Origin of the sequence: Pseudomonas sp. SbOxS1, assembly GCF_013416725.1 — a bacterium.
Lineage (GTDB): Bacteria > Pseudomonadota > Gammaproteobacteria > Pseudomonadales > Pseudomonadaceae > Aquipseudomonas.
Window position 1 is genome coordinate 42,790 of the sequence record NZ_JAAVXC010000032.1, and the last position, 23,554, is coordinate 66,343.

At 60.1% G+C, this 23,554-nt stretch carries 28 protein-coding genes; 15 read left to right on the forward strand and 13 right to left on the reverse strand.

Translation table 11 applies throughout. From position 1 onward, the window contains the following. Positions 1–20: 20 nt before the first annotated feature. From HFK74_RS24290 to HFK74_RS24300, 3 genes are read left to right on the forward strand one after another with little or no spacing between them, the layout of a single operon-like run. Entirely contained in the window at positions 21–461 is a 441-nt protein-coding gene (locus tag HFK74_RS24290) for a hypothetical protein (RefSeq protein ID WP_180205696.1), read from the forward strand. A 2-nt stretch (positions 462–463) separates the two neighbouring features. Next, positions 464–1,075, forward strand: coding sequence for a superoxide dismutase (locus tag HFK74_RS24295; protein ID WP_180205697.1), 612 nt, complete (start codon positions 464–466; stop codon positions 1,073–1,075). Between the two features lie 30 nt (positions 1,076–1,105). After that, positions 1,106–1,999, forward strand: a complete 894-nt coding sequence (locus tag HFK74_RS24300) for a ZIP family metal transporter (RefSeq protein WP_180205698.1) — start codon at positions 1,106–1,108, stop codon at positions 1,997–1,999. Positions 2,000–2,079: 80 nt separating this feature from the next. On the opposite strand, the gene HFK74_RS24305 is transcribed toward HFK74_RS24300, so the two are convergent. The 10 genes from HFK74_RS24305 to HFK74_RS24350 form a co-directional block, all read right to left on the reverse strand. Further along, complete coding sequence (locus HFK74_RS24305; RefSeq protein ID WP_180205699.1) at positions 2,080–2,355, reverse strand: HPr family phosphocarrier protein; 276 nt, start codon at positions 2,353–2,355, stop codon at positions 2,080–2,082. A gap of 15 nt (positions 2,356–2,370) precedes the next feature. Next, entirely contained in the window at positions 2,371–3,228 is an 858-nt protein-coding gene (rapZ, locus tag HFK74_RS24310) for an RNase adapter RapZ (RefSeq protein WP_180205700.1), read from the reverse strand. A 2-nt stretch (positions 3,229–3,230) separates the two neighbouring features. Continuing rightward, positions 3,231–3,695 (reverse strand): PTS IIA-like nitrogen regulatory protein PtsN, encoded by a 465-nt coding sequence (ptsN, locus tag HFK74_RS24315; protein WP_180205701.1) that lies wholly within the window; start codon positions 3,693–3,695, stop codon positions 3,231–3,233. Between the two features lie 12 nt (positions 3,696–3,707). Further along, entirely contained in the window at positions 3,708–4,016 is a 309-nt protein-coding gene (raiA, locus tag HFK74_RS24320; protein ID WP_008018717.1) for a ribosome-associated translation inhibitor RaiA, read from the reverse strand. A gap of 75 nt (positions 4,017–4,091) precedes the next feature. Continuing rightward, a complete protein-coding gene (locus tag HFK74_RS24325) occupies positions 4,092–5,585 on the reverse strand; it encodes an RNA polymerase factor sigma-54 (protein ID WP_180205702.1) in 1,494 nt (497 codons plus the stop codon). Between the two features lie 184 nt (positions 5,586–5,769). Beyond that, the gene (gene lptB, locus HFK74_RS24330; RefSeq protein ID WP_008054366.1) at positions 5,770–6,495 is read right to left on the reverse strand and encodes an LPS export ABC transporter ATP-binding protein; all 726 of its coding nucleotides are present in this window, start codon (positions 6,493–6,495) and stop codon (positions 5,770–5,772) included. Beyond that, positions 6,495–7,043, reverse strand: a complete 549-nt coding sequence (lptA, locus tag HFK74_RS24335) for a lipopolysaccharide transport periplasmic protein LptA (RefSeq protein WP_180205703.1) — start codon at positions 7,041–7,043, stop codon at positions 6,495–6,497. The genes lptB and lptA overlap by 1 nt, the downstream gene beginning before the upstream one ends. Next, positions 7,030–7,602, reverse strand: a complete 573-nt coding sequence (gene lptC, locus HFK74_RS24340) for an LPS export ABC transporter periplasmic protein LptC (protein WP_180205899.1) — start codon at positions 7,600–7,602, stop codon at positions 7,030–7,032. The genes lptA and lptC overlap by 14 nt, the downstream gene beginning before the upstream one ends. An 8-nt stretch (positions 7,603–7,610) precedes the next feature. Then, a complete protein-coding gene (locus HFK74_RS24345) occupies positions 7,611–8,135 on the reverse strand; it encodes an HAD family hydrolase (protein ID WP_180205704.1) in 525 nt (174 codons plus the stop codon). After that, positions 8,135–9,109, reverse strand: a complete 975-nt coding sequence (locus HFK74_RS24350) for a KpsF/GutQ family sugar-phosphate isomerase (RefSeq protein ID WP_180205705.1) — start codon at positions 9,107–9,109, stop codon at positions 8,135–8,137. The genes HFK74_RS24345 and HFK74_RS24350 overlap by 1 nt, the downstream gene beginning before the upstream one ends. 275 nt (positions 9,110–9,384) lie before the next feature. Between HFK74_RS24350 and HFK74_RS24355 the strand changes: the two genes are divergently transcribed. The 10 genes from HFK74_RS24355 to hisC all read left to right on the forward strand — a co-directional run bounded on the left by HFK74_RS24355 (position 9,385) and on the right by hisC (position 17,322). Beyond that, complete coding sequence (locus tag HFK74_RS24355) at positions 9,385–10,194, forward strand: ATP-binding cassette domain-containing protein (RefSeq protein WP_180205706.1); 810 nt, start codon at positions 9,385–9,387, stop codon at positions 10,192–10,194. Next, a complete protein-coding gene (gene mlaE / locus HFK74_RS24360) occupies positions 10,194–10,991 on the forward strand; it encodes a lipid asymmetry maintenance ABC transporter permease subunit MlaE (RefSeq protein ID WP_008054372.1) in 798 nt (265 codons plus the stop codon). Before HFK74_RS24355 ends, mlaE begins: the two co-directional genes overlap by 1 nt. After that, complete coding sequence (mlaD, locus tag HFK74_RS24365) at positions 10,991–11,458, forward strand: outer membrane lipid asymmetry maintenance protein MlaD (RefSeq protein ID WP_180205707.1); 468 nt, start codon at positions 10,991–10,993, stop codon at positions 11,456–11,458. The genes mlaE and mlaD overlap by 1 nt, the downstream gene beginning before the upstream one ends. Positions 11,459–11,469: 11 nt before the next feature. Beyond that, positions 11,470–12,111, forward strand: a complete 642-nt coding sequence (locus HFK74_RS24370) for a phospholipid-binding protein MlaC (protein ID WP_180205708.1) — start codon at positions 11,470–11,472, stop codon at positions 12,109–12,111. Then, positions 12,108–12,413 carry a lipid asymmetry maintenance protein MlaB gene (locus HFK74_RS24375; protein ID WP_180205709.1) on the forward strand — a complete coding sequence of 102 codons (306 nt, stop codon included), beginning with the start codon at positions 12,108–12,110 and terminating at the stop codon, positions 12,411–12,413. Before HFK74_RS24370 ends, HFK74_RS24375 begins: the two co-directional genes overlap by 4 nt. 114 nt (positions 12,414–12,527) lie before the next feature. After that, positions 12,528–12,767: a BolA family protein gene (locus HFK74_RS24380; RefSeq protein ID WP_180205710.1), complete on the forward strand. Its 240-nt coding sequence runs from the start codon at positions 12,528–12,530 to the stop codon at positions 12,765–12,767. 22 nt (positions 12,768–12,789) lie between these two features. After that, positions 12,790–14,055, forward strand: a complete 1,266-nt coding sequence (gene murA / locus HFK74_RS24385) for a UDP-N-acetylglucosamine 1-carboxyvinyltransferase (RefSeq protein ID WP_180205711.1) — start codon at positions 12,790–12,792, stop codon at positions 14,053–14,055. A gap of 126 nt (positions 14,056–14,181) precedes the next feature. Beyond that, positions 14,182–14,817 carry an ATP phosphoribosyltransferase gene (hisG, locus tag HFK74_RS24390; RefSeq protein WP_008018703.1) on the forward strand — a complete coding sequence of 212 codons (636 nt, stop codon included), beginning with the start codon at positions 14,182–14,184 and terminating at the stop codon, positions 14,815–14,817. 125 nt (positions 14,818–14,942) lie between these two features. Next, positions 14,943–16,268 carry a histidinol dehydrogenase gene (gene hisD / locus HFK74_RS24395; RefSeq protein WP_180205712.1) on the forward strand — a complete coding sequence of 442 codons (1,326 nt, stop codon included), beginning with the start codon at positions 14,943–14,945 and terminating at the stop codon, positions 16,266–16,268. 1 nt (position 16,269) lies between these two features. Then, positions 16,270–17,322 carry a histidinol-phosphate transaminase gene (hisC, locus tag HFK74_RS24400; protein WP_180205713.1) on the forward strand — a complete coding sequence of 351 codons (1,053 nt, stop codon included), beginning with the start codon at positions 16,270–16,272 and terminating at the stop codon, positions 17,320–17,322. 101 nt (positions 17,323–17,423) lie between these two features. On the opposite strand, the gene HFK74_RS24405 is transcribed toward hisC, so the two are convergent. The 3 genes from HFK74_RS24405 to algW all read right to left on the reverse strand — a co-directional run bounded on the left by HFK74_RS24405 (position 17,424) and on the right by algW (position 21,509). Continuing rightward, entirely contained in the window at positions 17,424–18,143 is a 720-nt protein-coding gene (locus HFK74_RS24405) for a DUF4198 domain-containing protein (protein WP_180205714.1), read from the reverse strand. 12 nt (positions 18,144–18,155) lie between these two features. Beyond that, positions 18,156–20,261, reverse strand: a complete 2,106-nt coding sequence (locus HFK74_RS24410; RefSeq protein ID WP_180205715.1) for a TonB-dependent siderophore receptor — start codon at positions 20,259–20,261, stop codon at positions 18,156–18,158. Positions 20,262–20,348: 87 nt separating this feature from the next. Then, positions 20,349–21,509, reverse strand: coding sequence for a Do family serine endopeptidase AlgW (gene algW, locus HFK74_RS24415; protein WP_180205716.1), 1,161 nt, complete (start codon positions 21,507–21,509; stop codon positions 20,349–20,351). Between the two features lie 103 nt (positions 21,510–21,612). Between algW and HFK74_RS24420 the strand changes: the two genes are divergently transcribed. Continuing rightward, positions 21,613–22,371, forward strand: a complete 759-nt coding sequence (locus HFK74_RS24420) for a Nif3-like dinuclear metal center hexameric protein (RefSeq protein WP_180205717.1) — start codon at positions 21,613–21,615, stop codon at positions 22,369–22,371. Positions 22,372–22,628: 257 nt separating this feature from the next. Further along, positions 22,629–23,546 carry a sulfate adenylyltransferase subunit CysD gene (gene cysD / locus HFK74_RS24425; RefSeq protein WP_008054388.1) on the forward strand — a complete coding sequence of 306 codons (918 nt, stop codon included), beginning with the start codon at positions 22,629–22,631 and terminating at the stop codon, positions 23,544–23,546. Positions 23,547–23,554: the final 8 nt, after the last annotated feature.

Genomic DNA, 23,554 nt, shown 5'->3' on the forward strand with positions numbered 1-23,554 from the left:
CACCGCTTTGGAGGCTCACCATGGAGCACTGGAAACGCACGATCGAAAGGGCAAATCGTTGTTTCATGTTGGGCGAGCTGGTCGATGCTCGCGAGGCTTACTTGCAGGCATTGGCCCTGGCCCAGGTGCTGTTCGAGCGCTGGGGAAATGCCGATGAAGCGGTGGCGGCCTGCGTGATTTCCCATCACAACCTGGCGGACCTGCATTTGCGCCTGAACCAGCCGGAGGAGAGCGCCGAGTACCTGTGCGCCATCCATCAGCGCCTGTTGCAGGCCATGCAGGATCCGCGACTGACGCCAGCCCTGCGCGAAGCGGCGCTGCGCCAGAGCAACAAGACCTACGTCGAGCTACTGAATTTCATCAGCGAACACGGTGAATACCCACGCACCCATCGTTTGCTGCACATCGATGCTGCATCAAAGCCGCAACGCCCTGCGCCTCACCCTCATGGAGTCCACTGAACATGGCTTTTACCCTGCCTGCCTTGCCGTATGCCTACGACGCCCTGGAACCGCACATCGATGCGCAGACCATGGAGATTCACTACACCAGGCACCACCAGACCTACATCAACAACCTGAACGCGGCGGTCGAGGGCACCGAGTTCGCCGAGTGGCCAGTGGAAAAACTGGTGGCCGCCGTGCAGCAACTGCCAGAAAAGCTCCGCGCAGCGGTGATCAATCAGGGCGGCGGCCACGCCAACCATTCACTGTTCTGGGAGGTCATGGCGCCCCACGGCGGCGGCAAGCCTGAAGGCGCGTTGGCCCGGGCTATCGACGAGCAACTGGGTGGCCTCGACAACTTCAAGGAGGCTTTCACCAAGGCTGCGCTGACCCGTTTCGGCAGTGGCTGGGCCTGGCTGAGCGTCACACCGCAAAAGACCCTGGTCGTGGAAAGCAGTGGCAATCAGGACAGCCCATTGATGAACGGTAATACGCCGATCCTCGGCCTGGATGTGTGGGAGCACGCCTACTACCTGCAGTATCAGAACCGCCGTCCGGAATACATCGGTGCGTTCTACAACGTGATCAATTGGCCGGAAGTTGCTGCGCGCTATCAAGCTGCACTGGCCTGAGTCTTCAATAAAAACAATCCAAGGCTGATTATGGGCACTGAAACACTGGCGATCCCAAGTGGGCGAATGTTTCGTTATGCATTTGGATCGCTGCTACTGCTGGCGGGCATGAGCTTGCTGGTTGCGCACGGGCTGGCGTGGCTGGACCTGGAACCGCGGCTGTCGCGGGCGTTGCAGGGCGGGGCGATCTGCGCTCTTGGCACTGCGCTCGGGGCCGTGCCGGTGCTGGTGATCCGGCGTATGCCCCAGACACTCAGCGATACGCTGCTGGGCTTTGGTGCTGGCGTGATGCTCGCGGCGACGGCGTTTTCGCTGATCGTGCCGGGCATTGCCGCGGCTGAAAACCTTGGCATGACGCCGTGGGCAGCCAGCGGCCTGATCTGCTTCGGCATCATGCTCGGTGCGCTCGGTCTGTTCCTGGTGGATCGCAAGGTCTCGGGGGTTTCACCACAAATGCTCGTCGGCACCGTGGAGCATCCGGTGATCCCGCCACGGATCTGGCTGTTCGTGTTTGCAATCATTGCCCATAACATCCCTGAAGGCATGGCGGTTGGCGTGTCGGCCGGTGGCGGCATGGCGGATGCCGACAGCCTGGCAATGGGCATTGCCTTGCAGGATGTGCCGGAAGGGTTGGTGATCGCGTTGGTTTTGGCCGGGGCAGGGATGTCGCGTTTCAAGGCCTTTGTGATTGGAGCGGCGTCAGGGTTGGTCGAGCCGGTATTCGCGCTGTTGTGCGCGTGGCTGGTGAGCCTGGCCGAACTGCTGTTGCCATTGGGGTTGGCGCTGGCGGCGGGGGCGATGCTGTTGGTAGTCACCCACGAAGTCATTCCCGAGTCGCGGCGGCACGGTCACGACAAGCTGGCTAGCCTTGGGTTGCTGATCGGGTTTTGCTTGATGATGGTGATGGATACCGCGCTAGCGTAAAAAAGATCGCAGCCTGCGGCAGCTCCTACACGGATCGCGTTTCCCTGTAGGAGCTGCCGCAGGCTGCGATCTTTTGACCTTTACTCGCCTTCGTCGAAGTAATTGTTGATCAACGCCACCAGCGCATCCAGCGCTTCTTGTTCCTGCTCGCCTTCGGTACTCAAATGAATTTTGGTGCCCTTGCCGGCAGCCAGCATCATCATCGCCATGATGCTTTTACCATCGACGGTGGTTTCTGGCGTGCGTCCTACCCTGATCGTGCAATCCTTGAATTGACCGGCGACCCCAACGAATTTTGCCGAAGCGCGGGCATGCAGACCCAGCTTGTTGATGATTTCGATTTCCAGAGCAGGCATCGCGGTGTGAATCCTTTAGCTGAGGTCGCGGTGGCGAACCTGGACATTCTTCAGGGATTGCTGCAGGACCTGGCCAAGACGTTCAGTCAGGTAGACGGAGCGGTGATGGCCGCCGGTGCAGCCAATGGCAATGGTGACATAGGCACGGTTGCTGGCGGCAAAGCGTGGCAGCCATTTGAGCAAATAAGTAGAAATGTCCTGGAACATTTCCTCGACATCGGGTTGCGCCGCCAGGTAATCGGCTACCGGTTGGTCGAGCCCGGACTGCTCGCGCAGTTCCGGCTTCCAGTAAGGGTTGGGCAGGCAGCGCACATCGAACACCAGGTCGGCGTCGACCGGCATGCCACGCTTGAACCCGAATGATTCCACGAGGAATGCCGTACCGGGTTCCGGCTGGTTCAGCAGGCGCAGCTTGATGGTATCGCGCAGTTGATACAAGTTCAGGCTGGTGGTGTTGAGCTTGAGATCGGCAAGGTCGGCAATCGGTCCGAGCAGGGTGGTCTCGTCGTTGATCGCCTCGGCCAGGGAGCGGCTGGCATTGCTCAGCGGGTGACGCCGACGGGTTTCCGAGAAACGCTTGAGCAGGGTTTCCTCGTCGGCATCCAGGTACAGGACATCGCACTGGATGTGGCGACTGCGCACTTCGGCCAGCAACTCGGGGAACCGCGACAGGTGGCTTGGCAGGTTGCGAGCATCGATGGATACGGCCACCAGCGGTTGTGCCAGCTCGGTGTGGATCAGCGCTCGCTCGGCCAGTTCGGGCAGCAACCCGGCAGGCAGGTTGTCAATGCAGTAGTAGCCGTTGTCCTCGAGGACGTCGAGGGCGGTACTTTTACCTGAGCCGGAGCGGCCGCTGACGATGATCAAACGCATGATTAGTGACCGTTTTGCTCGCTCAGGACAACCTGATACAAGGCTTCATTGCTCGAGGCGCTGCGCAGTTTTTCGCGCACTTCCTTACGGTCGAGCATGCTGGCGATCTGGCGTAGCAGCTCCAGGTGCGCATCGGTAGCGGCTTCCGGGACCAGCAGCACGAACAGCAGGTCAACCGGGGCGCCATCGATGGCGTCGAAATCGATGGGGGCGTCCAGGTGCATCAAGGCACTGATGGGCGCGATGCAGCCCTTCAGGCGGCAGTGTGGAATGGCGATGCCGTTGCCAAAACCGGTCGAGCCGAGTTTTTCGCGGGCAATCAAAGCCTCGAAGACATCTTGCATCTCCAGATCCGGCACTTCGCGATGGATAAGGTTGGCAATTTGCTCGAGGGCTTTCTTTTTACTGCCGCCCGGCACGTTCACCAGGGAACGGCCGGGGGTCAGGATGCTTTCAAGTCGGATCATGGGTTGGGAGTGTTAACGACCCGTAGCGCCCTGGAGGAGGCTCTGGGTCTTTTCCTTATGCTTTTTGAGTTGTTTATCCAGCTTGTCGGTCAGTGCGTCGATTGCCGCGTACATATCGGTATGTTCCGCGTTGGCGACCACTTCATTGCCGGGAATATGCAGCGTGGCTTCGATTTTCTGCTTCAGCTTCTCGACCGTCATCGTGACCTGCACGTTGGTGATCTTGTCGAAATGTCGCTCTAATCGTTCGAGTTTTTCGCCGATGTAGGAGCGAAGAGGTTCGGTCACTTCCAGTTGGTGTCCACTGATGTTGACTTGCATACAGCTTCTCCTTCGTTGCCAGTGCATAAAGCGGCAGATCCAGATGATCTGCCACTGGAACGCTGTGGCGTGGCCCTACATCAACCGCTTGCGTTCGCTCGAAGGCGCGATCCCCAGGGATTCGCGGTACTTGGCGACGGTGCGGCGGGCCACCTGAATGCCTTGTGCCTCCAGTAAACCAGCGATCTTGCTGTCACTCAACGGCTTTTTCTGATTTTCCGCCGCCACCAGTTTTTTGATGATCGCGCGGATTGCCGTGGACGAGCATTCTCCGCCTTCGGAGGTGCTGACGTGGCTGGAAAAAAAGTATTTCAGTTCATAGATGCCCCGAGGGGTATGCATGAACTTCTGCGTGGTGACCCGCGAAATCGTCGACTCGTGCATGCCGACCGCTTCGGCGATGTCATGCAGGACCAATGGTTTCATGGCCTCGTCGCCGTACTCCAGGAAGCCGCGCTGATGCTCGACGATCTGCGTGGCCACTTTCATCAGGGTTTCGTTACGGCTTTGCAGGCTTTTGATGAACCAGCGGGCTTCCTGCAGCTGATTGCGCATGAAGGTGTTGTCGGCGCTGGTGTCGGCACGGCGAACGAACCCGGCATACTGGGCGTTGACCCGCAGGCGAGGCACCGACTCCTGGTTGAGCTCTACCAGCCAGCGTTCGTTGTCCTTGCGCACGATCACGTCGGGAACCACGTATTCGGCTTCGGTCGACTCGATTTGTGAGCCCGGTCGCGGGTTGAGGCTCTGGACCAGTTCGATGACCTGGCGCAGTTCATCTTCCTTGAGCTTCATGCGGCGCATCAGCTGGCTGTAGTCGCGGCTGCCGAGCAAGTCGATGTAGTCGGTGACCAGTCGCTTGGCTTCGGCCAGCCAAGGCGTCTTGGCGGGTAGCTGGCGCAATTGCAGCAGCAGGCATTCACCCAGGTTGCGCGCACCGATGCCGGCGGGTTCGAATTGCTGGATGCGGTGCAGGACGGCTTCGATTTCGTCCAGTTCGATGTCCAGTTCCGGATCGAAGGCTTCGAGGATTTCCTCCAGCGTCTCGTCCAGGTAACCCTGGTTGTTGATGCAGTCGATCAGGGTCACGGCGATCAGGCGATCGGTGTCGGACATCGGTGCCAGGTTCAGTTGCCACAGCAGGTGGCTTTGCAGGCTCTCGCCGGCCGATGTGCGGGTGGTGAAATCCCACTCGTCGTCATCGTTGCTCGGCAGGCTACTGGCGCTGGTCTGGTAGACGTCTTCCCAGGCGGTATCGACAGGCAGTTCGTTGGGGATGCGCTCGTTCCAGTCGCCTTCCTCGATGTTATCGACGGTCGGGGCGCTTTCCTGGTAAGAGGGTTCCTGGGTGTCGGTACTGGGCTTGTGTTCGGCGTTGTCGGCCAGCGGGTCGGAATTGTCGAAGTCGTCGCCTTCTTCCTGGCGCTCGAGCATCGGATTGGACTCCAGGGCCTCCTGGATTTCCTGTTGCAGGTCCAGGGTCGACAATTGGAGCAGGCGGATGGCCTGTTGCAGCTGCGGTGTCATCGTCAGCTGCTGGCCCATTCTCAAGACTAGCGATGGTTTCATGGCAGGGGCTTAACACCTTATTCGCCGGCGCACATGCGCCATCCACTACAGGGCGCCGGAGCGCCAAACATAAGCAAATTATATGCCCGAAACTGCGGTGTTTGCCTAGAGCGCTGTAACAATAAAAAAAGGTTGATTTTCTATTGCGCCAAGCGCTCGCTCGACCCTCCGGACACCTCGACGCTTACAGACGGAATTCGTGTCCCAGGTACACTTCCTTCACCAGGTCGTTGGCCAGGATGGTTTCAGCGTCGCCTTCGGCGATCAGTTGGCCGTCGTTGACAATGTAGGCGGTTTCGCAGATATCCAGGGTTTCACGGACGTTGTGGTCGGTGATCAGCACACCGATGCCCTTGGCCTTGAGGTGGTGGATGATTTGCTTGATGTCGCCCACCGAGATCGGGTCGACGCCGGCGAACGGTTCGTCGAGCAGGATGAATTTCGGGTTGGTGGCCAGTGCCCGGGCGATTTCCACGCGACGGCGTTCGCCGCCGGACAGGCTCATGCCGAGGTTGTCGCGGATGTGGCTGATATGGAACTCCTGCAGCAGGCTTTCCAGCTCCTTGCGCCGACCGGCCTTGTCGAGTTCCTTGCGGGTCTCGAGGATGGCCATGATGTTGTCGGCCACCGAGAGTTTGCGGAAGATCGACGCTTCTTGCGGCAGATAACCGATACCTGCCTTGGCGCGACCGTGCATCGGCTGGTGACTGACGTCGAGGTCGTCGATCAGCACGCGCCCCTGATCGGCCTGTACCAGGCCGACGATCATGTAGAAGCAGGTGGTCTTGCCGGCGCCGTTGGGGCCGAGCAAGCCGACGATCTGGCCGCTGTCGATGGACAGGCTGACGTCACGCACGACCTGGCGGCTCTTGTAGCTCTTGGCCAGGTGCTGGGCTTTCAGAGTTGCCATTACGGGGCCTTTTGCTCGTCGGTTTTCTTTTTCGGCTGGATCACCATGTCGATGCGCGGACGCGACTCGGTCACCTTGCTGCCCGTGGCGCGACCAGCGCTAGCCAGCTTGTTCTTGGTGTCGTAGACGATTTTCTCGCCCTGGGTGACGTTGTTGTCCTTGTCGACGACTTTGGCCTTGTCGATCAGTATCACGCGGTTTTGTGAGGCGAGGTACTGGATGGTTACGCCCCAGCCTTGAACCGGCTTGGCGTCGCCAGCCGTCTGCAGTTGCTCGAAGTAGGCCAGGTTGCCCACCGAAGTCACCACGTCGATGTCGCCGTTCGGGGCGCGGGTCATGGTCACTTTGTTGCCGGTGACCTTCATCGAACCCTGGGTGATGATGACGTCGCCGGTATAGGTGGCGATGCCTTGCTTGTCATCCAGTTGGGCGTCGTCGGCTTGAATGCGGATAGGCTGCTCTTGATCGTTCGGCAGAGCCCAGGCGCTCACGCTTCCCAGTGCTGCGCCCAGACTGAGCAAAATAGGGAGTGTTTTAACGAGCCTCATACTGTCCTCTTACGTTCGATAGCAGGTGTATCCTGCTTTCTTTCAAGTACGCTTTCATTCCGATGCCTGTCGATACGCCGCCGGCGCCGTCGATTCTAACGGGTTGCTCGGTCTGCGCATATTGCTGCTGCGGGAACACGGTCATGCGCGTGGTGGTGATCAACGTCCTGCGGTTTTTCTCGTCGAAACGGGTAATGCGCACCGAATCGATCAATTCGACCTGTGTGCCGTCGGGATTGACTTCACCTTTTTCGCTTTGCACATGCCACGGGAACTCGGTGCCCCGGAACATGTTCAGGTCGGGGTTGGTCAGCAGCGTCACTTCGGTGGCTTTCAGGTGCTCGACCTTGTCCGACGTCATCTCGTATTGCAGCCTGCCGTCCGGCAGGAACTGCACGCTGTGGGCGTTGGTGGCGTAATAGTCGATCGCGCTCTCATCGACTTGCACTACCGGCTTGTCAAGGAAGCGTTCCGGGCTGATGTTCCAGTAGCCGACCGCAGCGAAAATCGCCGTGATGCTACCGAACAGCAGAATGTTGCGAATCTTTTTACTTAGCATGATCTGGCTCACAGGTACGCGGCGTTGGCCTCATCGAGGCGGCCTTGGGCGCGCAGGATCAATTCGCAGAATTCACGTGCGGCACCTTCGCCTCCTCGGGCTTGGGTGATGCCGTGAGCGTGCTCGCGCACGAAGCTGGCGGCGTTGGCCACTGCCATGCCCAGGCCGACGCGGCGGATCACCGGCAGGTCCGGCAAATCGTCACCGAGGTAGGCGACCTGCTCATAGCTTAGGCCGAGTTGGGCAAGAAGCTCGTCGAGCACCACCAGTTTGTCTTCGCGACCCTGATACAGGTGGGGAATGCCGAGGTTCTTCGCGCGTCGTTCGACCACTGGGGTTTTGCGGCCGCTGATGATAGCGGTTTGCACGCCGGCCGCCATCAGCATCTTGATGCCCTGGCCATCGAGGGTGTTGAACGTCTTGAATTCGCTGCCGTCTTCGAGGAAGTACAGGCGTCCGTCGGTCAGGACGCCGTCGACATCGAACACCGCCAGTTTGATCTGTTGGCCGCGTTGCAGCAGGTCCGTGCTCATTACATTACTCCCGCACGCAGCAAGTCGTGCATGTTCAGGGCACCGACCGGGCGATCTTCGCTGTCGACCACGACCAGCGCGTTGATTTTGTGATCTTCCATTATTTTCAGGGCCTCGGCGGCGAGCATTTCGGCACGGGTGGTCTTGCCATGGGCCGTCATGACCTGATCGATAGTGGCGCTGTGGATATCGATGCTGCGGTCCAGCGTGCGACGCAAGTCACCGTCGGTGAAGATCCCGGCCAGCTTGCCGTCGGCCTCTAGTACCACCGTCATGCCCAGGCCCTTGCGGGTCATTTCCATCAACGCATCCTTGAGCAGGGTGCCGCGCTGTACTTGCGGCAGCTCTTGCCCGGCGTGCATGACGTTTTCCACTTTCAGCAGCAGGCGCCGGCCCAGCGCGCCACCCGGGTGGGAAAAGGCGAAATCCTCGGCGGTAAAACCACGCGCTTCCAGCAAGGCGACGGCCAGGGCATCGCCCATGACCAGCGCGGCGGTCGTTGACGAGGTGGGCGCCAGGTTCAGCGGGCAGGCCTCGTGATCGACCTGCACATTCAGGTTGACCTCGGCAGCCTTGGCCAGTGGTGAGTCGGGGTTGCCGGTCATGCTGATCAGCTGGATGCCCAGGCGCTTGATCAGTGGCAGCAGGGTGACGATTTCATTGGTTGAGCCTGAGTTCGACAGCGCCAGGATGATGTCGTCGCGGGTGATCATCCCCATGTCGCCATGGCTGGCTTCGGCAGGGTGGACGAAAAAGGCCGTGGTGCCGGTACTGGCCAGGGTGGCGGCAATCTTTGTGCCGATGTGCCCCGATTTGCCCATGCCGACCACGACCACTCGGCCTTTGCTGGACAGAATCATTTCGCAGGCGCGCACGAAATCCGCATCGATACGGGGCAGCAAGCTTTTTACGGCTTCCAGTTCGAGGCGGATGGTGCGTTGTGCTGACTTGATCAGGTCGCTGGATTGGCTCATTTCGAAAATGTTTAGCCTGATGAAAAGGCGGCGATTATAGCCGGTATGGTTGAAACCCTCACGCAAGTTCGTTGCCCATTGTCATTCCTTGTTACCGAATCCCCTCTAGATGGAGCTTCCTGGCTGTCATGTTGCTGAACATGGCCCGGCATTGGCCTTGGGCGCGTGACGCTTGCAGTGATATAGTTCGCCGCCAGTTCGGCCCGCCCGGGAAGTATGTGCTTTTGTCAGGAAGCCAGGCGTCCGAGTGTGAGGCTGCATCGCAAGGAGTTTAGATGAGTGCCGATAACGCCTACGCGGTCGAGCTGAAGGGACTGACCTTCAAGCGCGGTTCGCGCAGCATTTTCAATAACATTGATATCCGCATCCCGCGCGGCAAGGTCACCGGCATCATGGGGCCTTCCGGGTGTGGCAAGACCACGCTCTTGCGCTTGATGGGCGCGCAGCTGCGGCCTGCCAGTGGCGAAGTCTGGGTCAATGGTCAGAACCTGCCGGCGCTGTCGCGCAGTGATCTGTTCGATGCACGCAAGCACATGGGTGTGCTGTTTCAGAGTGGCGCACTGTTTACCGATCTCGATGTCTTCGAGAACGTCGCCTTCCCATTGCGCGTTCATACCGGGCTGCCCGAAGAAATGATCCGCGACATCGTCCTGCTTAAATTGCAGGCCGTGGGGTTGCGCGGCGCCATCGACCTGATGCCCGACGAGCTGTCCGGCGGCATGAAGCGTCGCGTCGCGCTGGCGCGGGCGATTGCGCTTGATCCACAGATTCTCATGTATGACGAGCCCTTTGTCGGCCAGGACCCCATCGCCATGGGCGTGCTGGTGCGCCTGATCCGCTTGCTCAACGATGCGTTGGGCATTACCAGTATCGTGGTTTCCCACGACCTGGCCGAAACCGCCAGCATCGCCGATTACATCTATGTAGTGGGCGACGGGCAGGTGCTGGGGCAGGGCACTCCCGACGAGCTGATGAACTCGGACGAGCCGCGTATCCGTCAATTCATGACAGGCGAGCCCGACGGTCCGGTCGCCTATCACTTTCCAGCGACGGATTACCGCGCAGATCTTCTGGGGAAGCGTTGATGCGCAAGATTTCACTTTTGGAAAGGGTGCGCCGGTTCGGCCACGCCGGCATCGACGTGCTGGCGGTGTTCGGGCGCTCTTCGCTTTTTCTGTTCCATGCACTGCTGGGGCGCGGTGGCATCGGAGGCGGGTTTGGCCTGCTGGTCAAGCAACTGCATTCGGTGGGAGTGATGTCCCTGGTGATCATTGTGGTCTCCGGGATATTCATCGGCATGGTGCTGGCGCTGCAAGGCTTCAACATCCTGTCCAGCTACGGTTCGGAGCAGGCGGTAGGGCAGATGGTGGCGCTGACGCTGCTGCGTGAGCTGGGGCCGGTGGTCACGGCCTTGCTGTTCGCCGGGCGTGCCGGTTCGGCGCTGACGGCGGAAATCGGCAACATGAAGTCCACCGAACAGCTCTCGAGCCTGGAAATGATCGGGGTGGATCCGCTCAAGTACATCATTGCCCCGCGCCTGTGGGCCGGCTTCATTTCCTTGCCGGTGCTGGCGATGATTTTCAGCGTGGTGGGTATCTGGGGCGGTTCCTGGGTGGCCGTCGACTGGTTGGGTGTCTATGAAGGCTCCTACTGGTCGAACATGCAGAACAGCGTGACCTTTGCCGATGATGTGCTCAACGGCATCATCAAAAGCATGGTCTTCGCCTTTGTCGTGACCTGGATCGCCGTATTCCAAGGCTATGACTGTGAGCCCACTTCAGAGGGGATCAGTCGTGCCACTACCAAGACCGTGGTGTATGCCTCTTTGGCTGTGCTCGGCCTGGACTTTATTCTGACCGCCTTGATGTTTGGAGATTTCTGATGCAAAACCGCACCCTGGAAATCGGTGTCGGCCTTTTCTTGCTGGCTGGCATCCTGGCTTTGCTGTTGCTGGCGTTGCGGGTCAGTGGACTGTCCCCGAGCCCGAGCACCGAAACCTATAAACTTTATGCGTATTTCGACAATATCGCCGGTTTGACTGTCAGAGCCAAAGTGACCATGGCCGGTGTGACCATCGGCAAGGTCACGGCAATCGATCTGGATCGCGACAGTTTCACTGGTCGGGTGACCATGCAACTGGAGAAGCGCGTAGATAATCTACCGGCAGACTCCACTGCATCTATCCTGACCGCTGGCCTGTTGGGCGAGAAGTACATCGGTATCAGTGTGGGTGGGGAAGAAGCCCTGCTCAAGGATGGCGCGACCATCCACGACACCCAGTCGTCGCTGGTGCTCGAGGACCTGATCGGTAAATTCCTGCTCAATACCGTTAGCAAAGACGCCAAATGAGGAGCTTTTGAATGATCTCTACCTTGCGACGTGGCCTGTTGGTTTTGCTCGCGGCCTTGCCGTTGATGGGCAACGCGATGGCGGCACCTACTGCGCACGAGCTGGTTCAGGACACCACCGACCGCTTGCTGGCCGACCTGGCCGCCAACAAAGAGAAGTACAAGCAGGATCCGCAGGACTTCTATGCGGCGCTCAACACCATTGTCGGGCCGGTGGTGGATGCCGAAGGTATTTCCAAGAGCATCATGACGGTCAAGTACTCGCGCAAGGCTACCCCTGCGCAAATGAAGACCTTTGAGGAAAACTTCAAGAAGGGTCTGTTCCAGTTCTATGGCAATGCCTTGCTCGAGTACAACAACCAGGGCATCACCGTTGATCCTGCCAAGGACGAGTCGGGCGAGCGTACGAGCGTCGGCATGACGGTCAAGGGCAGCAACGGCGCGATCTATCCTGTGTCCTACACACTGGAAAAGGTCGGTGGCGAGTGGAAACTGCGCAACGTCATCATCAACGGCATCAACATTGGCAAGCTGTTCCGCGATCAGTTCGCCGATGCGATGCAGCGTAATGGCAACGACCTGGACAAAACCATCAATGGTTGGGCCGGGGAAGTCGCCAAGGCCAAGGAATCCACCGAGAAGCAGACCCAATGAGTGAGTCGGCGGTCCGGATGGACGAAGCCGGCGAGCTGCGGCTCAGCGGTGTGCTGGATTATCGCACCGGCCCGCAATTGCGCCAGCAGGGGCAGGCGCTGATCAATGCCAGCAAGGCCGCGGCCGTGGTGATCGATTGTTCGGCGGTAGAGAAATCCAGCAGCGTCGGTCTATCGTTGCTGTTGTGTTTCATGCGTGATGCCCAGGCGGCCGGCAAGGCGCTGAGCATCCGCGGGATGCCAGAAGACATGCGCGAAATCGCTCAGGTCAGTGAACTGACCGAGCTGTTGGCGCATCCCTAACCCGCATCTATGAACAAGCCCCCCGTCAGAGTCCTGCTTCGCGGGGTTCGCAGGCGCGGGGCTTTTTTGTATGATGTCCGACCCGCGCGCACAGGGCGCCGATTGAGGTTGAGCATGCAGGCCGTAGAAGTGAAGGGCTTTCTTGAAGGAAAGCTGCCCGGAACGAAGGTGGAAGTCGAGGGCGAAGGCTGCAATTTCCAGCTGAACGTGATTAGCGATGAACTGGCGGCGTTGAGCCCGGTGAAGCGTCAGCAGCAGATCTATGCCCATTTGAACCCATGGATCACCGATGGCAGCATCCATGCTGTCACTATGAAATTTTTCAGCAGCGCGGCCTGGGCCGAGCGCACCTGAGCCCAAGGGCGTCGAGATTCTTATGGATAAATTGATTATTACTGGCGGTGCTCGTCTTGACGGCGAGATCCGCATCTCCGGGGCAAAGAACTCCGCCCTGCCGATCCTGGCGGCTACCCTGCTGTGCGATGGTCCGGTGACCGTTGCCAACCTGCCACACCTGCACGACATCACCACCATGATCGAGCTGTTCGGTCGCATGGGGATCGAGCCGGTGATCGACGAGAAGCTGGCCGTCGAAATCGACCCACGTTCCATCAAGACCCTGATCGCTCCGTACGAACTGGTTAAAACCATGCGTGCGTCGATCCTGGTGCTGGGCCCGATGGTTGCCCGTTTCGGTGAAGCCGAAGTCGCGCTGCCTGGCGGTTGCGCCATCGGTTCGCGTCCGGTTGACCTGCACATTCGTGGCCTGGAAGCCATGGGCGCGATCATCGACGTCGAAGGCGGCTACATCAAGGCCAAGGCGCCTGAAGGCGGCCTGCGCGGTGCGCACTTCTTCTTCGACACCGTCAGTGTGACCGGTACCGAAAACATCATGATGGCCGCAGCCCTCGCCAAGGGCCGCAGCGTCCTGGCGAACGCCGCGCGCGAGCCTGAAGTCGTCGACCTGGCGAATTTCCTGAACGCCATGGGCGCCAAGGTTTCCGGCGCTGGTACCGACACCATCACCATCGATGGCGTCGAGCGTCTGCACACCACCACCTACAAGGTGATGCCGGACCGTATCGAAACCGGCACCTACCTGGTGGCCGCGGCCGTGACCGGCGGACGTGTGAAGGTCAAGGACACCGATCCGACCATCCTCGAAGCCGTGCTGGAGAAACTCCGCGAAGCGGGTGCCGAAATCACCACCGGTGAAGACTGGATCGAGCTGAACATGCACGGCAAGCGGCCTAAAGCCGTGAACGTGCGGACCGCTCCGTACCCGGCGTTCCCGACCGACATGCAGGCGCAGTTCATCTCCCTCAACGCCATTGCCGAAGGCACGGGCGCTGTGATCGAGACGATCTTCGAAAACCGCTTCATGCACGTGTACGAGCTGCATCGCATGGGCGCCAAGATCCAGGTCGAAGGCAACACCGCCATCGTCACCGGCACCGAGAAGCTCAAGGGCGCGCCAGTGATGGCCACCGACCTGCGTGCTTCGGCCAGCTTGGTGATCTCGGCGCTGATCGCCGACGGCGACACCCTGATCGACCGCATCTACCACATAGACCGTGGTTACGAGTGCATCGAAGAGAAACTGCAGATGCTGGGCGCCAAGATCCGTCGCGTTCCGGGCTAGTTCCTGCTTCATGGGTACAGGGACGTGCCCGTTGATTTGTTGAAGTCGAGCCGGTTTCCGGCTCGATGTGTGTCCGGCGCCATTTGCGACCGGGCATGAGTACCTTGATAAGGACTGACGTTTCCCATGTTGACCATCGCACTGTCCAAGGGCCGCATCCTTGACGACACCCTGCCGCTTCTGGCTGAAGCGGGCATCGTGCCGACCGAGAATCCGGACAAGAGCCGCAAGCTGATCATCCCCACGACCCAGGAAGATGTACGCCTGTTGATCGTGCGTGCCACCGACGTGCCGACGTATGTCGAGCATGGTGCCGCCGACCTCGGTGTCGCCGGTAAAGACGTGCTGATGGAATATGGCGGCCAGGGCCTCTACGAGCCACTGGACCTGCAGATTGCCCAGTGCAAGTTGATGACCGCCGGCAAGGTCGGTGCGGTCGAGCCCAAGGGCCGCCTGCGTATCGCCACCAAGTTCGTCAACGTTGCCAAGCGTTACTACGCCGAGCAGGGCCGCCAGGTCGACATCATCAAGCTCTACGGCTCGATGGAGCTGGCGCCGCTGATCGGCCTGGCCGACAAGATCATCGACGTGGTCGACACCGGTAACACGCTGCGGGCCAACGGCCTGGAGCCACAGGATTTCATCGCGGCCATCAGCTCCCGGCTGATCGTCAACAAGGCTTCGATGAAAATGCAGCACGCCCGTATCCAGGCGTTGATCGACACCCTGCGCAAGGCAGTGGAGTCTCGACACCGCGGCTGATTCACTTGCGCGACGTTGAGTCGCGCCGTCTATCCGCCTCATAGCCAGAATTCTCAGGTGCCCAAGCGGATCGAATGTTAGTTTCGGGCGCCTGAGTTTTTTGCCAATCCTATGAGGCTCTCGCTATGACCGCACCGACTGCAATTCGCCGACTCAACGCTGCTGACCCGGATTTCGCGCATCATCTGGATCATCTGCTGAGCTGGGAAAGTGTGTCTGACGACTCGGTCAATCAGCGCGTGCTGGATATCATCAAGGCTGTTCGCGAGCGTGGCGATGCCGCATTGGTGGAATTCACTCGTCAGTTCGACGGGCTGGACGTCGCGTCCATGGCTGACCTGATCCTGCCGCGCGAGCGCCTGGAGCTGGCACTTACCCGCATTACCGTGCCACAGCGCGAAGCCCTGGAAAAAGCCGCGGCCCGCGTACGCAGCTACCACGAAAAGCAGAAACAGGACTCCTGGAGCTACACCGAAGCCGACGGCACCGTGCTGGGCCAGAAGGTCACGCCGCTCGATCGCGCCGGTCTGTACGTACCGGGCGGCAAGGCGTCGTACCCCTCTTCTGTGTTGATGAACGCGATTCCGGCCAAGGTTGCTGGTGTGACCGAAGTGGTCATGGTGGTGCCGACCCCGCGGGGTGAAATCAACGAGCTTGTACTGGCGGCTGCCTGCATCGCCGGCGTTGACCGCGTCTTCACCATCGGCGGCGCGCAAGCGGTTGCCGCGCTGGCTTATGGCACCGAAAGCGTCCCGCAGGTCGATAAAGTGGTTGGCCCGGGCAACATCTATGTCGCCACCGCCAAGCGTCACGTGTTTGGCCAGGTCGGTATCGACATGATCGCCGGTCCGTCGGAGATCCTCGTGGTATGTGACGGCCAGACCGATCCTGACTGGATCGCCATGGACCTGTTCTCCCAGGCCGAGCATGACGAAGACGCCCAGGCGATTCTGGTCAGCCCGGATGCGGCCTTCCTCGATCAGGTCGCCGCGAGCATCGCCAAACTGATGCCGACCATGGAGCGCGCCGAGATCATCGAAACCTCGATCAACGGCCGTGGTGCGCTGATCCTGGTGCGTGACATGGAGCAAGCCATCGAAGTGGCCAACCGCATCGCGCCGGAGCACCTGGAGTTGTCGGTCGCCGATCCGCACGCCTGGCTCCCGCAGATCCGCCACGCCGGCGCCATCTTCATGGGCCGTCACACCAGCGAAGCACTGGGCGACTACTGCGCAGGCCCGAACCACGTATTGCCGACGTCCGGCACGGCGCGGTTCTCGTCGCCACTGGGCGTATACGACTTCCAGAAACGTTCGTCGATCATTTTCTGTTCGGAGCAGGGCGCGTCCGACCTGGGCAAAACCGCTTCCGTGCTGGCCCGTGGCGAGTCGCTGACCGCCCACGCTCGCAGTGCCGAATACCGCATCATCGACGACAAGCAGGGGAACTGAGATGAGTAAATTCTGGAGCCCGTTCGTCAAGAACCTGGTGCCCTACGTACCGGGCGAGCAGCCAAAACTGGCGAAACTGGTGAAGCTCAACACCAACGAAAACCCGTACGGTCCATCGCCCAAGGCCCTGGCCGCGATGCAGACCGAACTGAGCGACAACCTGCGCCTGTACCCGGATCCGAACAGCGATCTGCTGAAAAATGCCGTTGCCAAATACTACGGCGTACAGAGCAACCAGGTGTTCCTCGGCAACGGTTCCGACGAAGTCCTGGCGCACATCTTCCACGGCTTGCTGCAACACGATCAACCGCTGCTGTTCCCGGACATCAGCTATAGCTTCTATCCAGTGTACTGCGGGCTGTACGGCATTAAGTTCGACGCAGTGCCGCTGGACGAGCAGTTCCAGATCAATCCTGCGGACTACGCAAAACCGAACGGCGGGATCATCTTCCCCAACCCGAACGCACCGACCGGTTGCCTGTTGGCGCTGGAGGCGGTCGAGCAAATCCTCAAGGCCAACCCGGATTCGGTGGTCGTGGTGGATGAGGCTTACATCGACTTCGGTGGCGAGACGGCAATCACCTTGGTGGACCGTTATCCGAACCTGCTGGTGACCCAGACCCTGTCCAAATCCCGTTCCCTGGCCGGCCTGCGGGTTGGCCTGGCGGTGGGGCATCCGGACCTGATCGAGGCGCTGGAGCGGATCAAGAACAGCTTCAACTCCTATCCGATCGACCGCATCGCGAACGTCGGTGCGGCAGCGGCATTTGAGGATCGCGAGTATTTCGACAAGACCTGTAGCCTGGTGATCGAGAATCGCGAATGGGTGACCTCCCAATTGCAAGCCAAGGGCTTTGAAGTGTTGCCGTCGGCGGCGAACTTCATTTTTGCCCGTCACGCGCAGCATGATGCAGCGGGACTGGCGGCGAAGTTGCGTGAGCAGGGCGTGATCGTGCGGCACTTCAAGCAGGAGCGGATTGCGCAGTTCCTGCGGATCTCGATTGGTACGCCGGAACAGAACCAGGCACTGATCGACGGCCTAGGCGACCTGTAAGAGCAAGGCTTGCCCGCGATGAACGATAACGCGATGAAACTGCTTTACCGCGGAACCGTTCATCGCGGGCAAGCCATGCTCCTACAGGGTTCGGTGTAGATCTACTCGTGATGCGCTTCGCCCAGGAACGTCAGCGAGCTGAACAGCCCCCGACTGTTCACGTCGGGGCTGTCCTTCACCGGCACTTCCACCTGCGCCGCAATCACATTCAACCCTTCATTGCGCACCAGCACCCGCGCCCGACCGTCTGCATCAGTCTCGGTGGTGAGGGTATTCGGCGCATTGCGGTAGGCGCCAACCAGCTTCACCCCCGCCGCCGGCTTGCCATCCAGTAGCACCCGGACCGGTAACTGCTGGCCCGGTCCAACGCCCAGCGGATCGACCTCCGGCAGGATCAGCAGTTTGATCTGATCGAGTTTCGGCAGCTTCGCTCCCGGCTGATAAATCGCCAGGCTGTACTTGAATGTCTCTGTGGATTCAATGGCGCCGGGCACTTTGCTGCGGCCCTCGTTGATCCATTTTTTCTCGGCTGTTTGCGACCACATGCCATTGTTGAGTGCCACGGCGATAACCGCGGCCGGCTTCAGCGGTTGCAGGCGTGCGTGGTCGGCCAGGCGCTGCACCGTGACCGGAATCATTTTTCCGTTGCTGTCGTAGGCCCAGGCACCGCTGATTTTCTGCGCCTTGAACGCATTGTCCTCGGCGCCATGGCCGTAGATCACTTCAATGTTGCCGCGGCGTTGTTCTGTCCACAGGCCGTGGGCCGAGGCCTGGGTGGCGAACAGCAAACCGAGCAGCGCCAGGGGTTTGAGAGGGTGCATGAAGACGTCCTTTTACAGAGTGAGTGTCAGGCTGACAGTGAAATTGCGCGGCTCGCCGGGGTTGACCCAGTAGTTGCTGTACGAGCGCTCGAAGTATTTCTCGTCGAAAACATTGTTCAGGTTCAGCCCCACCGTGACGTTTTCGCTTGCCCTGTAATGGGCCAGCAGGTCGACGGTGTGGTAAGCCGGTAGCTCGAAGTCGCTGCCGGCTTCACCCGAGCGATCGCCGACATAGGTGAAGGCCGCGCCGACGTCCGAACCGCGCCAGTGGCCGTCCTGAAACTCATAAACCCCCAATAGGCTGCCGCTGCGTTTAGCCACGCCGAGAATTCGGCTGCCAGTGGGAATGGCCTTGTCGCCTTGGGTGACTTCGGCATCGATGTAGGCGAAGGCGCCGATCACCCGTACCGCATCGGTGACTTGCCCGGCGAATTGCAGATCGAAGCCCTGGCTGCGCGCCTTGCCCATGGCGCGGCTGGTGTCAGTGCCCGGATCGAGGGCGAGGACGTTTTCCTTCTCGATATGGAAAGCGGCGAGGGTGCTGCTCACGCGTTCGTCGAACAGCTCGCTCTTGATGCCGACTTCATAGCCGACGCCTTCTTCCGGGTCGAAGGATTTGCCGGCGGCGTCCAGGCCGTTATTGGGTTTGAACGAGGTGGACACATTGGCGAACAGGCCGACGTCAGGCGTCAGCTGATAGAGCAGGCCGGCCCGTTGGGTCAGGGCGTCGTGACGCTGGCGGCTGGTGGTGTCGCGGGTGTGGTCGTCGATGCTCTGCTCGAAGTGTTCGAAGCGTGCACCGAGCATGCCCCGCACCTTGTCAGTGAAAATGATCTGATCCTGCAGGTTCAGTGCATGGCTTTCGACGTGCTCGAAGAAGTCCGTCCCTGAGCGCGCACCGTCGGGTTTCGGCTGGCCGTAAATCGGGTTGTAGATGTCGATGGCGTAGGGGCTGCCGGCGATCGTCGTGACCCGCTCGTCCTTGCGATAGTTCTCGTACTCGCTGCCGATCAGCAATTCGTGCTGCCAACTGCCGAGGTCGAACAGGCCGCGCAGTTCGAGCTGGGTGATGCTGTCGTGCCAGTTGTTGTCACGCTCACGGTAACGGCGGTTGACCGAGTGGCCATCGGCATTCAGCGGCCGTGACTCGGAGGCGAAACCCCAGAGTTTGCCCTCCTTGTAGTGGCTGGCCAGGCGCAGCTTCCAGGTGTCGTTGAGCTGATGTTCGAGTGCGGCTTGCAGCAGATTGTTGTGGTTGTCGATGTCGCCGTCGTTGGGTTCGCCGAGGAAGGTCGAACGGGAAACGCCACTCCACGTGTTGTTCGGCGCGACAATGCCACGGTCGAAGGTGGAGCTGTGCCGGACGAATTCGCTTTCCACCAACAGGCTGGTGTCGGGATTGAGTTGCCAGCTGAAGGAGGGCGCGACGAACACGCGTTGACTGTCGACATGATCACGGAAGCTGTGATTGTCTTCGACGGCCAGGTTCACTCGCGACAGGACATCACCTTGTTCATCCAGCGGCGTGTTGAGGTCCAGCGTGGTGCGATAGCGATCCCAGCTGCCAGCGCTGGTTTGCAGTGTGGCAAAGGCGCCAGGCTGTGGCTTCTTGGTGACGATGTTGACCGTGCCGCCGGGATCACCCCGGCCATACAGGCTGGCAGCCGGGCCTTTGAGCACTTCGATACGTTCGATGTTGGCCGCATCCGGTGTGCTGGGGTAGCCCCGGTTGGCGCTGAATCCGTCCTTGTAGAACTCCGACGTGGTGAAGCCGCGCACGCTGTATTCGTAGAGCGTCAGGCCGCCGAAGTTATTCTGCTTCGACACACCGCCGGCAAAATCCAGCGCGCGTTCGACGCTGGTACTGCCCAGGCCCTTGAGCACGCTGGCGGGAATCACGCTGATCGATTGCGGGATGTCGCGGATGGCCGTGTCGGTCTTTGTCGCGCTGGATGAGCGGGTGGCACGATAGCCTTCGACCGGGCCTGTGGGGGATTCGTAATCGGAAGTGACGCTGATGGCGTCCAGTTCAAACGTGGGTGATTCTTCGGCGAAGACCGGGTTTCCCAGCAGGCCGAGGGCGAATCCGACGAAGGAGGCCTTTGTTCGAGACGACATGTTATGTTGTTCCAATTACAGTAATTGAAACAATATAACATGTCTAATGAGAATGTCTTCCAATAGCCCGTTTTTCTCGGGCCAGGGTTAGTTCTCTTCTTTTTCCTTGACCGGCGCAGGTGGCGGACGCAGGCCGATTTCCGCCGTGAGCTTGAGTTCCTTGCCATTGCGCATCACCTGGATAGTGACCTTATCGGTCGGCTTGATCCGCGCCACCTGGTTCATCGAGCGGCGGCCATCGCCCGCCGGCTCGCCATCGATGCTGAGAATCACGTCACCCAATTGCAGGCCGGCCTTTTGCGCGGGACCGTCGCGGAAAATCCCCGCCACCACAATGCCCGGACGCCCCGACAGGCCAAACGACTCCGCCAGTTCCTGGGACAATGGCTGCACTTCGATACCGAGCCAGCCGCGAATCACCTGGCCGTGTTCGATGATCGACTTCATCACTTCCATGGCCAGCTTCACCGGAATCGCGAAGCCGATGCCTTGCGAGCCGCCGGACTTGGAGAAGATCGCCGTGTTGATGCCGGTCAGGTTGCCATTGGCGTCCACCAGCGCACCGCCGGAGTTGCCGGGGTTGATCGCGGCGTCTGTCTGGATGAAGTCTTCGTAGTTGTTCAGGCCCAGTTGATTGCGCCCGGTGGCACTGATGATGCCCATGGTCACGGTCTGGCCGACGCCAAACGGGTTGCCGATGGCGAGGGCCACGTCGCCGATGCGGATGTTGTCGGAGCGGCCGACAGTGATCGAAGGCAGTTTCTTCAGGTCGATCTTGAGCACCGCGAGGTCGGTTTCCGGGTCGCTGCCGATCACCCGTGCCAGGGTTTCACGGCCGTCCTTGAGCGCCACCACGATCTGGTCGGCGCCGCTGGTCACGTGGTTGTTGGTCAGGATGTAGCCTTCCGGGCTCATGATCACGCCGGAACCGAGGCTCGACTCCATGCGTTTCTGCTTGGGCGAGTTGTCGCCGAAGAAGCGACGAAACTGCGGATCCTCGAACAGCGGATGATTGGGTTTGTTGATGACTTTGGTGGTGTACAGGTTCACCACCGACGGCGCGGCGGTGGTCACCGCGTCGGCATAGGACACCGGGCCTTGCTGCATACTGGTGGTTTGCGGGGCTTGTTGCAGGTTCACGTCGAGGCTTGGAAGCCCGACCCACTGCGGGTAACGCTGGATGATTAACAGAGCGACAAGCACGCCGGCCAACAGCGGCCAGCCGGAAAAACGCAGCGCCTTGAGCATTAAGCACGTCCTGAGAGAGTTGCAGGCGGTTAGAGACCGCTCATAATGACGCGCATTATACGAGGCCGCGCGTGCCTCTGAACGGGATATTTAGGAGTCTTTTATGGCCGTCGCCCTGAGCACCCTGGTCGAAGAAGCCGACCGTTACCTCGGCAGTTCGAAAATTGCCGATTACTGCCCCAACGGCCTGCAGGTCGAGGGCCGGCCGCAGGTGATGCGCATCGTCAGTGGCGTCACCGCCAGCCAGGCCTTGCTCGATGCCGCGGTGCAGGCCAACGCCGACCTGGTGCTGGTGCATCACGGCTATTTCTGGAAAGGCGAGAACCCGTGCATCACCGGCATGAAGCAGCGCCGCCTGAAAACGCTGCTCAAGCACGACATCAGCCTGCTGTCCTATCACCTGCCGCTGGACTTGCACCCTGACGTTGGCAACAACGTGCAGTTGGCGCGGCAGCTGGACATCACCGTCGAAGGCCCGCTGGATCCCGATAACCTGAAACTCGTCGGTCTGGTCGGCTCGTTGAACGAGCCCGTGACGCCCCGGGATTTCGCCCGTCGGGTGCAGGAAGTCATGGGGCGCGAGCCACTGCTGATTGAAGGCAGCGCAATGATTCGCCGCGTTGGCTGGTGCACCGGTGGCGGTCAGGGCTACATCGATCAGGCGGTACTGGCGGGTGTCGATCTGTACCTCAGCGGCGAAGCCTCGGAGCAAACCTTCCACAGCGCCCGGGAAAACGACATCAGCTTCATTGCGGCCGGTCACCACGCCACCGAGCGCTATGGCGTGCAGGCGCTGGGTGATTACCTGGCGAAACGGTTTGCGCTTGAGCACATCTTCATCGATTGCCCCAACCCGATTTGACTTTGCGCGGAGTACGATTTTTTGTAGGAGCGAGGCTTGCCCGCGAAAAACGATGACCGGGCGCATCAGGTACACCGCATTATCGTTCTTCGCGGGCAAGCCTCGCTCCTACGAGATCGGAGAAGCCCAAACAGGCGGGCATATTCATATGCTCTTTCGATCTAGTTGGCGTCCTGATTAGAAGGGGTCGCTGTGCTAGGATTCCCCGCTCGAACACGGCCCGCTGGCCGTTCATAAGAATGTTTTCGTGAGTAGCCATGGTCGACAAACTGACGCATCTGAAACAGCTGGAGGCGGAAAGCATCCACATCATCCGCGAGGTGGCCGCCGAGTTCGACAACCCGGTGATGCTGTACTCCATCGGTAAAGACTCCGCCGTGATGCTGCACCTGGCACGCAAGGCGTTCTTCCCCGGCAAGCTGCCGTTCCCGGTAATGCACGTCGACACCCAGTGGAAATTCCAGGAGATGTACAGCTTCCGCGACAAGATGGTTGCCGAGCTGGGCCTGGACCTGATCACCCATGTGAACCCTGAAGGTGTGGCGCAAGGCATCAACCCGTTCACCCACGGCAGTGCCAAGCACACCGACATCATGAAGACCGAGGGCCTGAAACAGGCACTGGACAAGCATGGTTTCGATGCCGCCTTCGGTGGCGCGCGCCGCGATGAAGAGAAATCCCGCGCCAAGGAGCGCGTGTACTCGTTCCGCGACAGCAAGCACCGCTGGGACCCGAAAAACCAGCGCCCGGAGCTGTGGAACGTCTACAACGGCAAGGTCAACAAGGGCGAATCCATCCGCGTATTCCCGTTGTCGAACTGGACCGAGCTGGACATCTGGCAGTACATCTATCTGGAAGGCATCCCGATCGTCCCGCTGTACTTCGCCGCCGAGCGTGAAGTCATCGAGAAGAACGGCACCCTGATCATGATCGACGACGAGCGCATCCTCGAACACCTGAGCGATGAAGACAAAGCCCGCATCGTCAAAAAGAAAGTGCGTTTCCGTACCCTTGGCTGCTACCCGTTGACGGGCGCGGTGGAGTCCGAGGCCGAAAGCCTCACGGACATCATTCAGGAAATGCTCCTGACGCGAACTTCCGAGCGCCAGGGCCGTGTCATCGACCACGATGGCGCAGGCTCGATGGAAGATAAAAAACGTCAAGGTTATTTCTAAGGGGCTGT

Coding starts and splice junctions, on each gene's coding strand:
- HFK74_RS24290 (WP_180205696.1), top strand. CDS start 21: ATGGAGCACTGGAAACGCACGATCGAAAGGGCAAATCGTTGTTTCATG.
- HFK74_RS24295 (WP_180205697.1), top strand. CDS start 464: ATGGCTTTTACCCTGCCTGCCTTGCCGTATGCCTACGACGCCCTGGAA.
- HFK74_RS24300 (WP_180205698.1), top strand. CDS start 1,106: ATGGGCACTGAAACACTGGCGATCCCAAGTGGGCGAATGTTTCGTTAT.
- HFK74_RS24305 (WP_180205699.1), bottom strand. CDS start 2,355: ATGCCTGCTCTGGAAATCGAAATCATCAACAAGCTGGGTCTGCATGCC.
- rapZ (WP_180205700.1), bottom strand. CDS start 3,228: ATGCGTTTGATCATCGTCAGCGGCCGCTCCGGCTCAGGTAAAAGTACC.
- ptsN (WP_180205701.1), bottom strand. CDS start 3,695: ATGATCCGACTTGAAAGCATCCTGACCCCCGGCCGTTCCCTGGTGAAC.
- raiA (WP_008018717.1), bottom strand. CDS start 4,016: ATGCAAGTCAACATCAGTGGACACCAACTGGAAGTGACCGAACCTCTT.
- HFK74_RS24325 (WP_180205702.1), bottom strand. CDS start 5,585: ATGAAACCATCGCTAGTCTTGAGAATGGGCCAGCAGCTGACGATGACA.
- lptB (WP_008054366.1), bottom strand. CDS start 6,495: ATGGCAACTCTGAAAGCCCAGCACCTGGCCAAGAGCTACAAGAGCCGC.
- lptA (WP_180205703.1), bottom strand. CDS start 7,043: ATGAGGCTCGTTAAAACACTCCCTATTTTGCTCAGTCTGGGCGCAGCA.
- lptC (WP_180205899.1), bottom strand. CDS start 7,602: ATGCTAAGTAAAAAGATTCGCAACATTCTGCTGTTCGGTAGCATCACG.
- HFK74_RS24345 (WP_180205704.1), bottom strand. CDS start 8,135: ATGAGCACGGACCTGCTGCAACGCGGCCAACAGATCAAACTGGCGGTG.
- HFK74_RS24350 (WP_180205705.1), bottom strand. CDS start 9,109: ATGAGCCAATCCAGCGACCTGATCAAGTCAGCACAACGCACCATCCGC.
- HFK74_RS24355 (WP_180205706.1), top strand. CDS start 9,385: ATGAGTGCCGATAACGCCTACGCGGTCGAGCTGAAGGGACTGACCTTC.
- mlaE (WP_008054372.1), top strand. CDS start 10,194: ATGCGCAAGATTTCACTTTTGGAAAGGGTGCGCCGGTTCGGCCACGCC.
- mlaD (WP_180205707.1), top strand. CDS start 10,991: ATGCAAAACCGCACCCTGGAAATCGGTGTCGGCCTTTTCTTGCTGGCT.
- HFK74_RS24370 (WP_180205708.1), top strand. CDS start 11,470: ATGATCTCTACCTTGCGACGTGGCCTGTTGGTTTTGCTCGCGGCCTTG.
- HFK74_RS24375 (WP_180205709.1), top strand. CDS start 12,108: ATGAGTGAGTCGGCGGTCCGGATGGACGAAGCCGGCGAGCTGCGGCTC.
- HFK74_RS24380 (WP_180205710.1), top strand. CDS start 12,528: ATGCAGGCCGTAGAAGTGAAGGGCTTTCTTGAAGGAAAGCTGCCCGGA.
- murA (WP_180205711.1), top strand. CDS start 12,790: ATGGATAAATTGATTATTACTGGCGGTGCTCGTCTTGACGGCGAGATC.
- hisG (WP_008018703.1), top strand. CDS start 14,182: ATGTTGACCATCGCACTGTCCAAGGGCCGCATCCTTGACGACACCCTG.
- hisD (WP_180205712.1), top strand. CDS start 14,943: ATGACCGCACCGACTGCAATTCGCCGACTCAACGCTGCTGACCCGGAT.
- hisC (WP_180205713.1), top strand. CDS start 16,270: ATGAGTAAATTCTGGAGCCCGTTCGTCAAGAACCTGGTGCCCTACGTA.
- HFK74_RS24405 (WP_180205714.1), bottom strand. CDS start 18,143: ATGCACCCTCTCAAACCCCTGGCGCTGCTCGGTTTGCTGTTCGCCACC.
- HFK74_RS24410 (WP_180205715.1), bottom strand. CDS start 20,261: ATGTCGTCTCGAACAAAGGCCTCCTTCGTCGGATTCGCCCTCGGCCTG.
- algW (WP_180205716.1), bottom strand. CDS start 21,509: ATGCTCAAGGCGCTGCGTTTTTCCGGCTGGCCGCTGTTGGCCGGCGTG.
- HFK74_RS24420 (WP_180205717.1), top strand. CDS start 21,613: ATGGCCGTCGCCCTGAGCACCCTGGTCGAAGAAGCCGACCGTTACCTC.
- cysD (WP_008054388.1), top strand. CDS start 22,629: ATGGTCGACAAACTGACGCATCTGAAACAGCTGGAGGCGGAAAGCATC.